15 protein-coding genes are annotated in these 15,121 nt (G+C 67.2%); 10 read left to right on the forward strand and 5 right to left on the reverse strand.

What is annotated here, in order from left to right:
• The first annotated feature begins 7 nt into the window (after positions 1-7).
• Both AC1DDO_RS15720 and AC1DDO_RS15725 read left to right on the forward strand, forming a co-directional pair.
• A complete protein-coding gene (locus AC1DDO_RS15720) occupies positions 8-2,704 on the forward strand; it encodes an excinuclease ABC subunit UvrA (RefSeq protein WP_476972226.1) in 2,697 nt (898 codons plus the stop codon).
• Between the two features lie 259 nt (positions 2,705-2,963).
• A complete protein-coding gene (locus AC1DDO_RS15725; RefSeq protein ID WP_476972227.1) occupies positions 2,964-3,617 on the forward strand; it encodes a transglycosylase family protein in 654 nt (217 codons plus the stop codon).
• Between the two features lie 133 nt (positions 3,618-3,750).
• Here AC1DDO_RS15725 and AC1DDO_RS15730 read toward each other — a convergent pair whose 3' ends face one another.
• On the reverse strand, positions 3,751-4,323 hold the full coding sequence (locus AC1DDO_RS15730) for a hypothetical protein (protein WP_476972228.1): 573 nt from the start codon (positions 4,321-4,323) through the stop codon (positions 3,751-3,753).
• Between the two features lie 145 nt (positions 4,324-4,468).
• Here AC1DDO_RS15730 and AC1DDO_RS15735 point away from each other — a divergent pair, with 145 nt between their 5' ends.
• The gene (locus AC1DDO_RS15735; RefSeq protein ID WP_476972229.1) at positions 4,469-5,362 is read left to right on the forward strand and encodes an MSMEG_6728 family protein; all 894 of its coding nucleotides are present in this window, start codon (positions 4,469-4,471) and stop codon (positions 5,360-5,362) included.
• Between the two features lie 123 nt (positions 5,363-5,485).
• On the opposite strand, the gene AC1DDO_RS15740 is transcribed toward AC1DDO_RS15735, so the two are convergent.
• On the reverse strand, positions 5,486-5,947 hold the full coding sequence (locus AC1DDO_RS15740) for a hypothetical protein (RefSeq protein WP_476972230.1): 462 nt from the start codon (positions 5,945-5,947) through the stop codon (positions 5,486-5,488).
• A 217-nt stretch (positions 5,948-6,164) separates the two neighbouring features.
• Between AC1DDO_RS15740 and AC1DDO_RS15745 the strand changes: the two genes are divergently transcribed.
• Positions 6,165-7,133: a response regulator transcription factor gene (locus tag AC1DDO_RS15745; protein WP_476972231.1), complete on the forward strand. Its 969-nt coding sequence runs from the start codon at positions 6,165-6,167 to the stop codon at positions 7,131-7,133.
• Between the two features lie 111 nt (positions 7,134-7,244).
• Entirely contained in the window at positions 7,245-8,426 is a 1,182-nt protein-coding gene (locus AC1DDO_RS15750; RefSeq protein ID WP_476972232.1) for an ATP-binding protein, read from the forward strand.
• 15 nt (positions 8,427-8,441) lie between these two features.
• Here AC1DDO_RS15750 and AC1DDO_RS15755 read toward each other — a convergent pair whose 3' ends face one another.
• The 3 genes from AC1DDO_RS15755 to AC1DDO_RS15765 all read right to left on the reverse strand — a co-directional run bounded on the left by AC1DDO_RS15755 (position 8,442) and on the right by AC1DDO_RS15765 (position 10,255).
• Positions 8,442-8,807, reverse strand: coding sequence for an Hpt domain-containing protein (locus tag AC1DDO_RS15755; RefSeq protein ID WP_476867197.1), 366 nt, complete (start codon positions 8,805-8,807; stop codon positions 8,442-8,444).
• The gene (locus tag AC1DDO_RS15760; protein WP_476867198.1) at positions 8,804-9,385 is read right to left on the reverse strand and encodes a signal peptidase I; all 582 of its coding nucleotides are present in this window, start codon (positions 9,383-9,385) and stop codon (positions 8,804-8,806) included. Before AC1DDO_RS15760 ends, AC1DDO_RS15755 begins: the two co-directional genes overlap by 4 nt.
• 258 nt (positions 9,386-9,643) lie before the next feature.
• Positions 9,644-10,255 (reverse strand): TasA family protein, encoded by a 612-nt coding sequence (locus tag AC1DDO_RS15765; protein ID WP_476867199.1) that lies wholly within the window; start codon positions 10,253-10,255, stop codon positions 9,644-9,646.
• A gap of 189 nt (positions 10,256-10,444) precedes the next feature.
• On the opposite strand from AC1DDO_RS15765, the gene AC1DDO_RS15770 reads away from it, so the two are divergent.
• From AC1DDO_RS15770 to AC1DDO_RS15790, 5 genes are all read left to right on the forward strand, one after another.
• Complete coding sequence (locus tag AC1DDO_RS15770) at positions 10,445-11,356, forward strand: SDR family oxidoreductase (RefSeq protein ID WP_476867200.1); 912 nt, start codon at positions 10,445-10,447, stop codon at positions 11,354-11,356.
• A gap of 42 nt (positions 11,357-11,398) precedes the next feature.
• A complete protein-coding gene (locus AC1DDO_RS15775; protein ID WP_476867201.1) occupies positions 11,399-11,788 on the forward strand; it encodes a DUF1622 domain-containing protein in 390 nt (129 codons plus the stop codon).
• Positions 11,789-11,829: 41 nt separating this feature from the next.
• Positions 11,830-12,618: an isocitrate lyase/PEP mutase family protein gene (locus tag AC1DDO_RS15780; protein WP_476867202.1), complete on the forward strand. Its 789-nt coding sequence runs from the start codon at positions 11,830-11,832 to the stop codon at positions 12,616-12,618.
• A 219-nt stretch (positions 12,619-12,837) separates the two neighbouring features.
• A complete protein-coding gene (locus tag AC1DDO_RS15785; RefSeq protein ID WP_476867298.1) occupies positions 12,838-13,377 on the forward strand; it encodes a PadR family transcriptional regulator in 540 nt (179 codons plus the stop codon).
• Between the two features lie 5 nt (positions 13,378-13,382).
• Positions 13,383-15,095 (forward strand): ABC1 kinase family protein, encoded by a 1,713-nt coding sequence (locus AC1DDO_RS15790; RefSeq protein WP_476867203.1) that lies wholly within the window; start codon positions 13,383-13,385, stop codon positions 15,093-15,095.
• Positions 15,096-15,121: the final 26 nt, after the last annotated feature.

Raw genomic sequence — 15,121 nt, forward strand, 5'->3', positions numbered from 1 at the left:
CGAATCAATGCAAAGCAACCAGCATGCTTCCGATGTGCCGCAGCCGCCCCTTCCCGAAGCGGTTCCTGACGCGGTTCCCGATCTGGTTCCTGATCTGGTTCCCGGCAGGCCGACGGACGGCTTTGTCCGGGTGCGCGGTGCCCGCGAGAACAACCTGCGCAATGTGGACGTGGACGTGCCCCGCGACGCGATCGTCGCCTTCACCGGCGTCTCCGGCTCGGGCAAGTCCTCGCTGGCCTTCGGCACCATCTATGCCGAGGCACAGCGCCGCTACTTCGAATCCGTAGCCCCCTACGCCCGCCGCCTCATCCAGCAGGGGCACAACCCCAAGGTGGAAATGATCACCGGGCTGCCGCCCGCCGTCGCGCTCCAGCAGCGCCGCGGGACACCGAGTTCGCGGTCCACGGTGGGCACCCTCACCACGCTGTCCAACTCGCTGCGCATGCTCTTCTCCCGCGCCGGCAGCTATCCGGAGGGAGCCGGCCCGCTGGACTCGGACGCGTTTTCCCCGAACACCGCCGCCGGCGCCTGCCCCGAATGCCACGGCCTGGGAATCGCGCACACCGTCACCGAGTCCTCGTTGGTCCCGGACACCTCGCTGAGCATCCGCGACGGCGCCATCGCCGCCTGGCCCGGCGCCTGGCAGGGCAAGAACCTGCGCGACATCCTCACCCACCTGGGCCACGACGTCGACACCCCCTGGCGGAAGCTGCCCAAAAAGGACCGCGACTGGATCCTGTTCACGGAGGAGCAGCCCGTTGTGGAAGTAACGCCCCAGCGCGACCGGGTCGCCAAGCCGTACAAAGGCCGGTTCTGGAGCGCCAAGAGCTACGTGCTGCATACGCTCGCCGATTCCAAGAGCACCACCATGCGCGAGAAGGTACTGCGCTTCATGGAAACCGGCCCGTGCCCGGTCTGCCTCGGCAGCGGCCTCACGCCCGCCGCCCTCGCCGTCACCTTCGCCGGGCGCAGCATCGCCGAGCTCAACGCCGTCCCCCTGACGGAACTGGCAGACATCATCCGCCCCACCACCGAGCTCACGAAGGCCGGAACCGCCTCACGCAAGCAGTCCTCCGGCGAGGGCAACGAGGTGGCCGTCGCCATCACGCGCGACCTCCTGCAGCGCGTCACGGTGCTGCTGGACCTCGGCCTGGGCTACCTCGCCCTGGGCCGGGCCACCCCCACGCTCTCCCCCGGCGAAATGCAGCGGCTCCGGATCGCCACCCAACTCCGCTCCGGCCTGTTCGGCGTGATCTACGTGCTGGATGAGCCCTCGGCCGGTCTGCATCCCGCCGACGCCGAGCCCCTACTGGCCGTCCTGGACCAGCTCAAGTCCTCGGGCAACTCGGTGTTCGTGGTGGAGCACAACATGGACATCGTCCGCCGCGCGGACTGGCTCGTGGATGTGGGTCCCCGCGCCGGTGAAGGCGGCGGCGAAGTGCTCTACAGCGGGCCCGTGGCCGGCCTCGCCGACGTCGACTCCTCCGTCACCCGGCCGTTCCTGTTCCCGAACGGGTCACCTGGGGGCCCGCGCGCGGACGACGGCGGTGCGGACGACGGCGGTGCTCGCCGCGCCGCCGGCCGCGCCAACGCTGACGGCGGCGGTGCTGGCCGCGGCGGCAGCCGCCGGGAGGCCGCGGACTGGCTCGAACTGCGCGACATCAGCAGGCACAACCTGCGAGACCTCGACGCCAACTTCCCCCTCGGTGTGCTGACCGCGGTGACCGGCGTCTCCGGCTCCGGCAAGTCCACCCTGGTCAGCCAGGTCCTGGCCGACGTGGTCGGCGCCCGGTTGCACCCGGAAACCGGCGCCGAGGCGGCACCCGCTGTTGAGGACCTGGAGGCCCAGGCCGGTGCGTCCGCCGGCGCGCTCAGTGTTGGACCGGCCAGTGTTGGACCGGTGTCGGGCCTGGACCAGCTGGACCGGCTCGTCAAAGTGGACCAGAAACCGATCGGCCGCACCCCCCGCTCCAACCTCGCCACCTACACCGGCCTCTTCGACTCAGTCCGCAAGGAGTTCGCAGCCACGGACCAGGCCAAGGCACGGGGCTTCGGCGCCGGCCGCTTTTCCTTCAACGTTGCCGGCGGCCGCTGCGAGACCTGCCAGGGAGAAGGCTTCGTGGCCGTGGAGCTGCTCTTCCTGCCCGGCAGCTACGGCCCCTGCCCCGAGTGCGACGGCTCGCGCTACAACCCGGAAACCCTCGAGGTGACGTACCGCGGCAAGAACGTGGCAGAGGTGCTGGGCCTGACGGTCAACGCCGCCGCAGAATTCCTCGACGGCGTGCCGGCAGCGGCGCGCAGCCTGCAAACGCTGCGCGAGGTGGGTCTGGGGTATCTTCGCCTCGGCCAGCCGGCCACCGAACTCTCCGGCGGCGAGGCCCAGCGCATCAAACTCGCCACCGAACTGCAGCGCGCCCAGCGGGGCCACTCCCTGTACCTGCTGGACGAGCCCACCACCGGGCTGCACCCGGCCGATGTCCAGCTCCTCATGGCCCAGCTCCACCGGCTCGTGGACGCGGGCAATACCGTCATTGTGGTCGAACACGACATGGATGTGGTGGCTGCGGCGGACTGGGTGATCGACCTCGGCCCGGCGGGTGGGGACGCCGGTGGCCAGATCATCGCGACCGGAACTCCCGACGCCGTCGCTGGTTCCAAGCTCAGCCGGACCGCCCCGTACCTGGCGGCGATGCTCGGCAGCTGATTCACGCGAACATGATCGCCTGCGCCCGGCGACGAGATGATAACGGCAAAACCATCAAAAATAACGTCTTGATAACGGACCGTGCCTCGCTTAATCTGATTCCATGCCCGGCAACCGGGCATTGCATGCCCGGTGCTACCACCACCAGATACTGCCCGACCGGTAGACACCGCATATGACCTCTATTGTCAGGGGCGGGCAGTGGCGCGACAACGTCCGCGACGGACCGAGCGCTGGTGGCCCTCAGGAGCATCCGACCATGAAAAATCTCACCTATGGCACTGCCGCGCGCCGCGGCATCACCCTGGCGGCAGTTTCGCTGGCCGCCGTCGCACTCTCCGCAACCTCCGCTAACGCTGCTGTCCCGTCGCACACCACTGCGTCCGTCTGGGATTCGCTTGCCCAGTGCGAAAGCGGCGGCAAGTGGAACACCAACACAGGGAACGGCTACGCGGGCGGCCTGCAATTCAGCCAGAGTACGTGGGCGGCCCATGGCGGCACGGGATCCGCGGCGAACGCCAGCCGTGAACAGCAGATCGCCGTTGCACAGAAAGTGCAGGCCAAGCAGGGTTGGGGCGCGTGGCCGGCCTGTGCCGCGAAGCTGGGCCTGCGCGGCGGCGCGGCAGCTCCGCAGGGCGCAGCCGCAGCCCGGCAGCCCGCCGCCGCTTACACGCAAGCCACAGTGCCCGTCCGGCAGGCAGCGCCCAAGGCAGCCCTCCCGGCACCACGCCACGTGGCACCGGTGGCTGTGAGTGGTGCCACCTACACCATCCGGAGCGGCGAGACCCTGAGCACGATCGCCGGGAAGCTCAACATCGCCGGTGGATGGCAGTCGCTGGCGGACGCGAACGTTGCGACCATCAGCAACCCCCACCTGGTATTCCCGGGCCAGGTGCTGCAGCTTCCCGCCTAGGGCTTTCCGGCCAAAGCACGACGCCTTAAAGTACGACGCCGGAGCGATCCCGCAAGGGGACGCTCCGGCGTCGTGGTGCTTTGGTTAGCTGTGCTGCCTGGGTGAGCCGTGCAGCTTAGGTGAGCCGTGCAGCTCAGGCGGCCTGCGGTAGTTCGCGGACAATCTGGAGTTTCCACGCGGAGTCGTCGCTCGTGTCCAACAGGGCCACCGTGCCCATGGCCAGGTGCAGTGCCACCCGCTTCGCGGCGAGGAGCTCCAGGTAAAGGTTTTCGTTCACCCGGGCAGGGGCGTCGATGACGTACTTCACTGCGTCCCGGACTTTGCGGTAGTTGTCGCTCCGTTCACGGTGCAGATGCAGCTCGAGCATGCGCCGCTGCCGGATCCGCGGCTCGTGGCGGTTCAGCCAGGACACCGCCGCGTGGACCCCAACCACCAGGGTCAGTGACACCGCGTAGATCCACCAGCCCGTGTTGAGCAGAAAGAGGGGCAGGTTGGCGATCGCCACAACGGCGATGCAGAGGCGCAGCGCCACTATCCGCCGCATGGTCAGCGCGAACGATGCCATTGCGGCACGGAACCCATGCTGTTCCTTACGGGCTGCCACCGGGTCAAGGATGACTTCCTCGAGCACCAGGATGCCGTTCGCTTCCGGTCCGAGCAATTGGCCGTATTTCGGCACAAACGGCAAAACGGGGGCTGGATTCATGGCGTGTCCTCCGGGCGGCATTGTTGGGGTCCTGCTATATTACGCCCTTCCGTAATGAGCTGTCTGCTTCATTCCAAAATGTGAACATGCGCACGCGCGGTCCCGTGCAATTGGTGGTTTCGTCCCGTGGCCTCAAACTGGAGAGATGCAGACTTTCCTCCCCTTCCCCGATTTCCAGCAGAGTGCCGCGGCTTTGGACCGCATGCGGCTCGGCAAGCAGCGTGTTGAGGCGCTGCAGATCCTGCGTGCGCTGGTGATCCCGGAGTACGGCTGGCACTCGCACCCGGCCATCCGGATGTGGATGGGGTACGTTCCCGCGCTGACCATGTACGGCCTGGCCATGGTGGATGAATGGACGTCCCGCGGCGGCGAGGACACCACCCGCGAGAAGATCATGGAGTTCGCCCCGCAGGCGGCCCACCCCGGCTACGCCGCCAAAATCCCCATGCCGCCGTGGCTGGGCAACGAGGATCTCCACCTCAGCCACCGCTCCCGGCTCGTTGCCAAGGATCCGCGGTTCTACTCCAAAGTTTTCCCGGGCACGGATCCGGACCTCGAATACGTCTGGCCCGAGCCCAAGCACGAGCTCCTGCCCGAGGATCCCGCCGGCGAGCGCATGTGGGTATTGCGCCTGCCGCTCGGCGACACCGGGCCCGAGCAGCTGAAGACCATCAGCCTGCCGCCCGTGGGACGCGCCAAGGCCGCGGACGAGGACGACTACCAGTTCGTCTACGCCGATTCCGGCTCGCGCCGCCCGAAGGTCCGCAAGGTGCCCCCGAAGCAGCTTGTCAAGAAGCCCACCCGCAAGCGCCAGCAGCAGGAAGAGGCGTTCACCACCCTTCCCGGCAACTCCGTGGTCGCCATCCCGGTCAATGGCGGCAGTTCCTTCGCCATCGGCAAGGTCCTGGGCCGTCCGATCACCGTGGACGGCCAGTTCGCCCGCAACTTCCAGGTGGACGAGATCGTGGACCGTTCCGCCTTTGATTACCCCGCCCTGCTGCAGGACCCGAGGGCGTTCTTCCCGATTCCGGCAAGGTAGCGGACGCGATGCGGGCGGCGTGGCCGCTCGCCGCCCCGGCAACGTAACCGCCCGACACCCGGGCAAGGTGGCCGCCCGACGTGGCGCCGGCGTCGGGCGCCACACGCGGCAGTTCAGGACCCGTCAGCAGGTGACGGTCTGCTGCAGCGCTGTCCCGGTCCAGGAACCGACCTTCGCCGTCAGGGTGAAGGTATAGGTTCCCTTGCCGATGTTGGAACCCATGGTCACCTGATTCTGGCCTGACCCGGTCAGCGGGACCACCGACGGCGAACCGGTGGGCGGCGTCAGCGTGGCCGTATAGCCCGTGGCACGGTCTACCTCGGCAAAAACCGTGAACGTGATGCCGGCACCCTTCGCTCCACGAACGTTGCACTGCAGCGTGCCATCGATCGACGCCGGCGCGGGAACCTTGTACGTTCCGACGCTGAGGGAGGCGGTGGTTTTGGCTGTGAACGCCGCATAAGCCAGGCCGGGTGCGCCCAGGACCAGAGCCGCGGCCACCGGGACGGCGAGCAGCCCGCGCAGTCGCGCCAGCCGGGCGGGCTTGACCCGCGGGGCTGCCGGAGTGGGCTGGGCGACGTTCACTGATTGCGCTTCCTGTCAGAACTGGCGATCCAATAGCTCCTACTCTGGCAGGGCAGTTTCAACCCAATGCCGCGAAAAACTTCAACATTTGCTCAAGAAAACCGTGTTAGCCTAAATCCACCGTGGCCCTTGGGGCTTGTGTCACACGCTGTGACTCAAGGGGTCACAGCCGCACAAGAGGTCTCATCGTCTTAGAAGCTGGGGTTTGGGTGGTTCCGTGAGTCAACTGCGGGCTGTGGTCGTGGATGACGACGCCGACGTTCGGCTGCTGCTGCGCCGGACACTCGAGATGCAGGGGTTTGCCGTTTTTGAGGCGGCCTCCGGGTCCGACGCGCTGGTGAGCATCCAGGAAAACAGCCCTGACGTGGTGACTTTGGACCTCAACCTTCCCGATCTCGACGGCGTCGAAGTATGCCGCCGGATGCGGAAGTTTTCCGAGGCTTACGTCCTCATGATTACGGCCCGGGTGGACGAGATCGACGAACTGATCGGCCTGGAAACCGGCGCCGACGACTTTATCAGCAAGCCGTTCAGCCCCCGCACCGTGCAGGCCCGGGTGACGGCGGTCTTGCGCCGCCACCGGCCAACCCCGCAACGCCCCACACCGCAGCGCCGGGCCACTGACTTCATGCCCCGGGCCACCGACCCATCAGCCGGGATGAACGCCGGGACGCCAGCCGGCCCGAACGGCACACCACGTCGCCGGGCAAGCGATGCCGTGCCGGTTGCCGACGCCGCGTCCGCCCCGCCAGAGCCTCCCCGTCGCCGGGCAAGCGACGCAGCACCCCACAACCCGCCCGGCAACCCGCCCGCCGCTCCTGCCGGCAACCCCGCCGTCGCAGCGGGTCATGACCGCCGGCATGACGACGCCGGCGTCGTCCGTCACGGTCCGCTCGTGGTGGAGGTCGAAGGCCGGGCCGCGTCGCTGGACGGCGTCGAACTGGTGCTGACGCGCACCGAATTCGATCTCCTGGAAGCCCTGGCCGGCGCGCCGCGCCGGGTCTGGACACGAAAGGCCCTGCTGACCAAGGTATGGGGCACCGAGTGGCCCATGGACGAGCACCTCGTGGAGGTCCATATCGGCAACCTGCGCAGGAAACTGGGCGACAAAGGCCGCGAACCACGGTTCATCCGCACGGTACGGGGCGTCGGATATCGGATGGCCCCGGCCGAAGGGGTGGGCTAGCTGGCCGCGTCACCGCCAGCCCCTGCCCCGCGGGACCACGAAGCCGGGCCCCTGCGCCGGTCCGTGCTCGCGGAGTACGGCCTGCCCCAGCTTGAACAGCAGACCGCCGCGTTGGCAGCCAGTACCCCCGACACTCGACGACAACTCCAGAACCTACTCAGCCTTGCCACGACCACCACAGGAATCCCGTTCGGCGTCGTCAACATCATTACCGAAGACGAGCAGCATCACATCGCCGCCATGGGGATCGACCCCGGGGTGTGTTCACGCGAAGAGTCGATGTGCAGCCGCGTCTTCCTCAGCGGCGGGACCACTGTGGTGCCTGACGCGTCGCAGGATCCGATGTTCCGGGACCACCCCTTTGTCACGGGACAGGTTGCTGCCATCCGGTTCTACGCATCGGTCCCGCTCACCACGACGAGCGGATTCGTGCTCGGGTCGCTGTGTGTCTTCTCGCTCGCGCCCGCCGGACTCTCCCCCGAAAAGCAGACTGCCCTTGAGATCATCGCCGCCCAAGTGGTGTCCGTACTCGAGCTGCAGCACCACGCCCGGATGCTCGCCCGGAGCCTGGCAGAGGCACGCAGCAGCAACGATCTGCTGGAATCCTTTGCCGGCCGCATCAGCCATGATCTGCGCAACCCGCTGACCAGCATCATCGGGTTCACCGAGCTGGCTGAGCTGCAGCAGTCCGCGGACGCTGAAGAGTTCGGCATCATTGGCCGGACGTCCCGCCGCATGCTGGCCATGGTGGATGACATTCTGTCCTTTTCCCGCATCGGCGGAACGCTCCGCCTACAGCCCGTGTCGCTCCGGGGCGTGGTCCGGGACATTGAAGAGGATCTGGTTCTGGCCCTCAAGGACGCCGGGGCGGAAGTCGAAGTTACAGAGTTCGTCCTGGAAGCCGACGCCGGACAACTGCGTGTCCTCCTGCAAAACCTCATCCACAATGCCATGGCCTACCACCGCCCGGGCGTCCCGCCGAGAATCCTCGTCACGGCAGCAGCTGTCCCCGACGGCGTCGAGGTTCGGGTGACGGACAACGGCAAGGGCATCCCGGTGCGGGACCGGGACCGCGTTACCGAACCGCTGGCCCGGCTGCACCGCGACGACGATCCGCCGGGTTCCGGGCTGGGACTGGCAACCTGCCTGCGGATCGCAAAGGCGCATGGCGGACGACTGGAGATCGGTGCGGGACCCGACGGCGGCACTACCGTGGTGGTCACGCTGCCCGCTTCGGCACAGGCGTCCGCAGCACAGGCCACGTCCCCTGCTGTGCAGGCTTCGCGGAACTAGGCAGGCTTTGCGGACCTAAGGTTTCGCGGAACTAAGCAGAATGCCCACCTGCCGGGCAAAGTCCGCAGCGTTGGAGTCCAGAACCCTGGCACCGCTCCGGGCAGAATCCAGGTCGCCGGCCCGGAGGCTCCGCTCGATCGCACGGCTCCTGCCTTCGAGCTGCGTGGCTCCGGCCATCGCCGCCGAGGTGGCCACGCTGAGGATCGCGACCAGGGCCCCCTCGCTCTTGCCTTCGAGCAGGCTGCGGTGAATGGTCTCCAGCCGGTCCGGCAAGGCTTCGAGGAAACGGCCAACGAAGCCTTCGGCGAAGGACCGGGAATCCAGTTCATAGGAGAGCTTGTCGATCTGCCGGGTATCCAGGACCAGGCTGTGGCCGGTCATCCCCTGCTCTCTTCAGAGCCGGCGCCCTTGACGGCTTCCGTGGCGGGCGTCCCTTCGGAAGCCACGTCGGCAGGCTTCCGCCAGATCGCCGACAGCACGACGATCACCAGCAGCGCAGACCCGCCGTAAAGGAGCACGGACTGGACCAGCGGCTGGCGCAAGGCCCTAATGCCGTCGCCAAGATACGGTACGACGCCCGCTTGGGTGTAGACGTAGTCCTCAGACAGGACAGCAGTCCAGGGATCCGGCCCCGGGTTGGCGTCACCCTTGGTGGTCACGGACGCGGTACCGGCGTTGTCGCGTTTGATGCTGGCCACCCGGTGGGTTTCGATCCGGTGATCGTCAATCGGGATGCTGTAGGTGATGACGTCCCCAACCTTCAGCTCGGAGACCGGCGTCCTCACGCTGACAACGACGTCGCCCGGGTTGATCCCCGGCGACATGCTTCCGGTGAGCATGGTGGACGTCTGGTAGTTCAGGAAGCGCGGACCAACGGCGAGGAAGAGGAATACCAGTGCGGCGGCGACGAGAACGACCGTAAAGAGTCCACGTGCGGCCCAGCCAACCGCTTTGGGCATGAAGCCGCCGCGAGCAGGCGCCGGGCGTCCGGCCCGGCGTCGTCCATGAATCCGCCGTGGAGCGTCCTGGACTGTGCTCTCACGGACGGCGCTCTCACGGACGGTCCCGCCTGCCGATGGGAGGTCAATTGATTCCCTCGGACCCAGGTTGATTGCTGCACTCACGGGATCGTTCCTCCTGCCGGTGTGGATAGTACGAATAAAAACCGGGGGCCCAGTCCGGCCGAGACCGGGCCGGATTGAGCCCCCGGAGCCTAGTTACTTGTTGGTGGCGGCGCGGAATGCGGCGTCGAAGCTGAACTTGATGGAGCTGTTCTTGCCCTGGAAGGTATTGTCCGCCGATGCCGGAACCGACATGGTGACGCGAAGGAAGTCGGTGCTGCCCGCAGTCAGGGATTTCAGGGTGCCCGGCAGCGCGTTGACCCCAACCACCCGACGAGCGGACAGGACGGTGGTGGGAGTACCCGATGAGCACGTGTAAGTGAAGGAAGGAGCCGTGCCAGCTTCGGTCCAGGCCACAGGGCAGCTGTCAATCTGCATCTGGAGGCCGTTCGATCCGTCCGTGTCCAGGATGGATGACGTTGTGGCGGAAGTCGTGAGCGTGATCCCGGTCAGGTTCTGATCGCCGTTGTTGACCAAGGTGACAGCCCGCTGGATGGAGTCACCGGGGATGGTTCCGGAGGCTGCAACATTGAGTCGGTCGTTGGCACCACCAGCCAAATTTACGGTCGCTGAATTGACGGCGGCGGAAGCCGAGGTGCTGGCGGTGAAGCCACCGTAGGTACCCATCCCGGCCACACCGGCAGCTGCGGCGAGGAGGGCGGCGGAGGCCAGGACCTTGCTGGACGTGGACTTGAGGTTGAGACCCATGGGATTTTCCGTTTCGTGGAGCCGGCCGTGGTTGGCCGGGCGACGTATGTTGTGTCCGCCAGCCCCCTGGCTGACTCCTACAACAATGCCGGGGCTCCTTCAAGGCAAGGCCGCAGTGGGCGACAAGATCAGTTCAAGATTTTCTCAAGCCTGTCCGTGGGGATTCCTGAAGGCTGGCAGACTGGCCTCATGACTGTTCTGTTGGCCGGTTGCGGCGATCTAGGCACCGAGGCCGGGCTGCGTTTCGCGGCGGCTGGCCACCGCGTGGTGGGATGGCGCAGGTCGCCGGAGAAACTTCCGGCCGCCATCCAGGGGGTTGCGGCCGACCTGGGCTCCGGCGAGCTGCCGCCCATCCCGGCGGACACCACCGCCGTCGTCGTCGCGATCGCCGCGGATTCCCCGACCGAGGACGCCTACCGGACCGCCTATGTGGACGGTCTCGCCCATGTGCTGGACGCAGTCCTGGCGTCCGGTCCCAGCGTCCGCCGGGTCCTCTTTGTGTCCTCCACCGCCGTTTATGGCGACGCCGGCGGCGGCTGGATTGATGAACGCACGACGCCGGAACCCGGCGGATTCTCAGGCCGCATCATCCGCGAAGCCGAGGAGCTCCTCTATAGCCGCCTGCGCGGCACCGGTATCACCCCGGTGGTGCTCCGGCTCGGCGGGATCTACGGCCCGGGACGGACGCGACTGATCGACCAGGTCCGCGGCGGAAGCGCCGTCATTCCGGCGGCGTCGCGCTTCACCAACCGAATCCACCGGGACGACGCCGCCGCCGCAATCGTCCACCTGTGCACCATGGACTCTGTTCCCGGGCCCGTGTATCTCGGCGTGGACAACGAACCGGCCGAGCTCGGCGAAGTGCTGGGCTTCCTGGCGGAAGAGCTGGGACTCCCCCGGCCGGCGTCGGAGTTTGTGGATACGACGGGCGGTGGCCCGGCGTCGGGAGAGAATTCGGCGGCGCGCGGCGAACCGTCGCGCGGCGGCAACAAGCGGGCCAGCAACGGGCTGCTTCGCAGCACAGGTTTCGAATTTCAGTACCCGAGTTTCCGGGAAGGCTACCGAGCCATTCTCGCCGGCACCGGCGTCCGGCACCCGTAAGGCCCCTTTTGAGCTCGCCGCCCACTTTCCCTGAGGAGGACCATGGATTTTCAGCACATCATTGAGACGGTCGGCGGCTTCATGGACTTCGCTGGCGTCGCCGTCATGGTGATCGGCGCCATCGTGTCCATCCCCATGGCGCTGCGGGGAATCCAGCCCAGGCGCCTGCCCGCGGGATCCAAGCCGCTCTCCGTCTACCGGTCCTACCGGCAGCTGCTGGGCCGCTCCATCCTCCTTGGCCTGGAACTGCTGGTCGCGGCCGACATCATCCGCACCGTTGCCGTGACGCCAACCTTCGAGAGCGTTGGCGTGCTGGCCATCATCGTGCTCATCCGGACCTTCTTGAGTTTCTCGCTCGAGCTCGAAATCACCGGGCGGTGGCCCTGGCAGACTCAGCCCGCGGGTTCCACGGCCTCTTCGGCGGCCGGCTAGGGACTCTTTCGGGTGCTTCGGACCCCGGTTAGGCTCGGGGGATGACAGAAAACGTGCGTTCCCATGCCCCCAAAGCCGCAGAACTGCTCCGTCTCCACTACGCCCCGGAGATCCTCCAGGTCATCAACGTCTGGGACGCGATCACCGCGAAAGTGGTCGCCCACGTTCCCGGAACCAAGGCGTTGGCCACGGCCAGCCACTCCATCGCTGCCTCTCATGGCTACGAGGACGGCGAGCACATCCCGGTGGACGAAATGATCGCCGCCGTCGGGCTCATTGCCTCCGCTACGTCGCTGCCCGTCAGCGCCGATCTCGAAGCCGGATACGGGAACCCCGGGGAAACGGTGCGCAAGGCGATCGGCGCCGGCGTTGTCGGAGCCAACATCGAAGACCAGATGCGCCCGCTCGCCGAGGCCGTCGAGCAGATGAGCGCGGCCGTGCGCGCCGCCGAGAGCGAGGGCATCGACTTCGTCCTCAACGCCCGCACCGACGCCTTCCTCAAGGCCGGCGACCGCGACCCGGCCGCCGTACTGGCCGATGCCATTGAGCGCGGCCGGGCGTTCCTCGACGTGGGTGCTACGACGGTGTTCGTGCCCGGGCTGCTGGATGAGGCCACCGTCACGGCGCTGGTGGAAGGAATCGGCTGGAACAAGATTTCGGTCATCAACGTGCCCGGCTCCCTCGCGCCTACGAAACTGCAGGAACTTGGCGTGGCCCGCATTTCCTACGGCCCGTGGACCCAGCGCGTGGCGCTGACGGCATTGGCCGACGCGACGGCGGAACTGCTGGCCGGCGGGGTGCTCCCGGAAGGCACCCGGGCGCTGAACTGACGCCCCCCGACCAGACCGACCCCTGGGCCGGGCTCGGCACCCCGACAGTCCTTGACCCGGGTCGGGTGGCACTGCCGGCGCTGGTAAACCGCCATGGCCAACTACAGGGGCCGCTTCTTGACCCCTGAGCGGGCCGCCGTCCCTCTTGGTTTCGCATTTTTTCGCATGTATCGTTGACTATCGCTGTATATCGTTCGCGATCTTCCCGAGGAGAGCATGATGCGCAATTCACACGCGGCAGGCGGATTTGGCGGCAACAATATCGACAGCATGTGGCAGGCCGTCGAGGAACTGCGTTCGAAGTTCGAGAAGCGCTCGGGATCCCGGGCGGGGCGCGGCGAGGTGCGCTCGGCTGTTCTGGGACTGCTCGCCGAGCGGCCAATGCACGGGTATCAGATTATTCGCGAAATCGAGGAACGCAGCGGCGGGACCTGGAAGCCGAGCGCTGGCTCCGTCTATCCAACCCTCCAACTGCTGGCCGACGAGGAAATTATCCGCGCTGAGGAGTCCAACGGCCGCAAGATCTATTCCCTGACGGAGGCGGGCCGCGAGGAAGTAGCTGCCGGCATGTCGGCGCCCTGGGAGACGTCGGGTCCAGCATCGGGTGCCGGGTTCGCGGCGCTGCCCAGGGCGGGCGTCGAGCTCGCGCAGGCCGCCTCCCAAGTGGGACGCACCGGCACGCCGGAGCAGGTGCAGGCGGCCGTCGCGGTGCTCAATGACGCGCGCCGCCGGCTGTACGCTATCCTCGCCCAGGGCTGACAGGAGTGACATCCGATAGCCGGGACCGGGCAGCTCCGGTCCCCGGCGCCGGGAACCACCGGGCCCGTTACCGCCGCATCCTGCGTTTCGCCGCGTGGCATCTCGCGGTGACCTGGTGGTTTGAGCTGCTCCTCCCCCGCATCGGGCTGGTGAGGATTGCCGAGCGCAGCAGGTCGAAGAGGATGCGGCGCTTCGCGCAGCGCTTCCATGCGTTGGCGGTGGACCTCGGCGGACTCATGATCAAAGTCGGACAGTTCCTGTCCTCCAGGCTCGACGTGCTGCCGCCCGAGATCACCAAGGAACTCGAGGGGCTGCAGGACGAAGTGCCCCCGGTTTCCTTTTCCGCGATCCGCACCCTCGCCGAAGCTGAACTCGGCGCGCCGCTGGAGCGGTTGTTCGCCTCCATCGAGGAGACACCGATCGCGGCAGCGTCCCTCGGGCAGGCGCACCGGGCCAGGCTTCGCCCGGACGATGCCGCCGACACCGGTCTCGACCGCGTGGTTCTGAAGGTACAGCGGCCGGGCATCAACGCCATTGTCGACGTCGACCTTGCCGCACTGCGCAAAGTGGGCGGATGGCTCAGCCACGTGCGCCTGGTGTCCGATCGTGCTGACATGCCCGCCCTGGTCGAGGAGTTTGCCCAGACCAGCCTTGAGGAAATCGACTACCTGAATGAGGGGGCGAATGCGGAGCGGTTCGGGGTCGATTTTGCCGATGACGCCCGGGTGGAGGTGCCCGGCGTCGTCTGGGAGCGAAGCACCCGCCGCGTGCTCACCCTCGAAGACGTGACAGCGATCAAAATCACGGATTCGGTGGCGCTGCTGGCCGCCGGTATCGACCCGGCGCAGGTCGCCCCGGTTTTTGCCTCCGTTATGTTCGACCAGATGTTCACCACCGGGTTTTTCCACGCCGATCCGCACCCGGGCAACATCTTCGTCACGCCGGCTACGCATCCATCCGCAGCGCACCCCTGGAAGCTGACCTTCATCGACTTCGGCATGATGGGCGAGATCCCGCCGAGCACACGCAGCGGCCTGCGAAAGCTGCTCATCGCGGCCGCTTCGCGTGACGGCAAGGGCCTGGTGGCCGCCATCCGGAACGTCGGTGTGCTGGTGCCTTCGGCCGACACTGCGGAGCTTGAGCGAGCAATGACCCACCTCTTCGCCCGCTTTGGCGGGATGGGCTTCGCCGAGCTGCGCGAAGTGGACCCCCGAGAGTTCCGGGAGTTCGCGGTGGAGTTCGGCGACACTGTCCGGTCCTTGCCTTTCCAGTTCCCGGAAAACTTCCTGCTCATCATCCGGGCCATGTCCCTGACCTCTGGTGTGTGCAGCTCGCTGGACGCCCGCTTCAATCTGTGGGACTCGGTCGAACCCTATGCGGCGCAACTGCTGCGCGACGAGCGCGGCAACATCGTGCAGGACGTTGCCCAGCAGGCGCTCGATGCAGCCGGGATGGCGCTGGGTCTGCCGAAACGCCTGGATGGGGTGCTCACCCGGGTCGAGGAGGGTTCACTGTCGGTGGTCAATCCGCGCCTTGAGCGGCAGCTGGCACGGCTCGACCGCACGGCGCAGCGATCGGCAGCGGCGCTGATCTTCGGCGCTCTCCTGGTTTCCGGCTCCGTGGTCCGCGCGGATGACATGGTGCTCGGCAATGTCCTGATGATCGCGTCGGTGCTTCCGCTGCTGCATGGGCTGTGGGTGGGGCGCAGCGGCCTCTGATCGGACCGGTGCCGGGTTTTCTCGCG

It is taken from the genome of Arthrobacter sp. 10N43 (assembly GCF_056394525.1).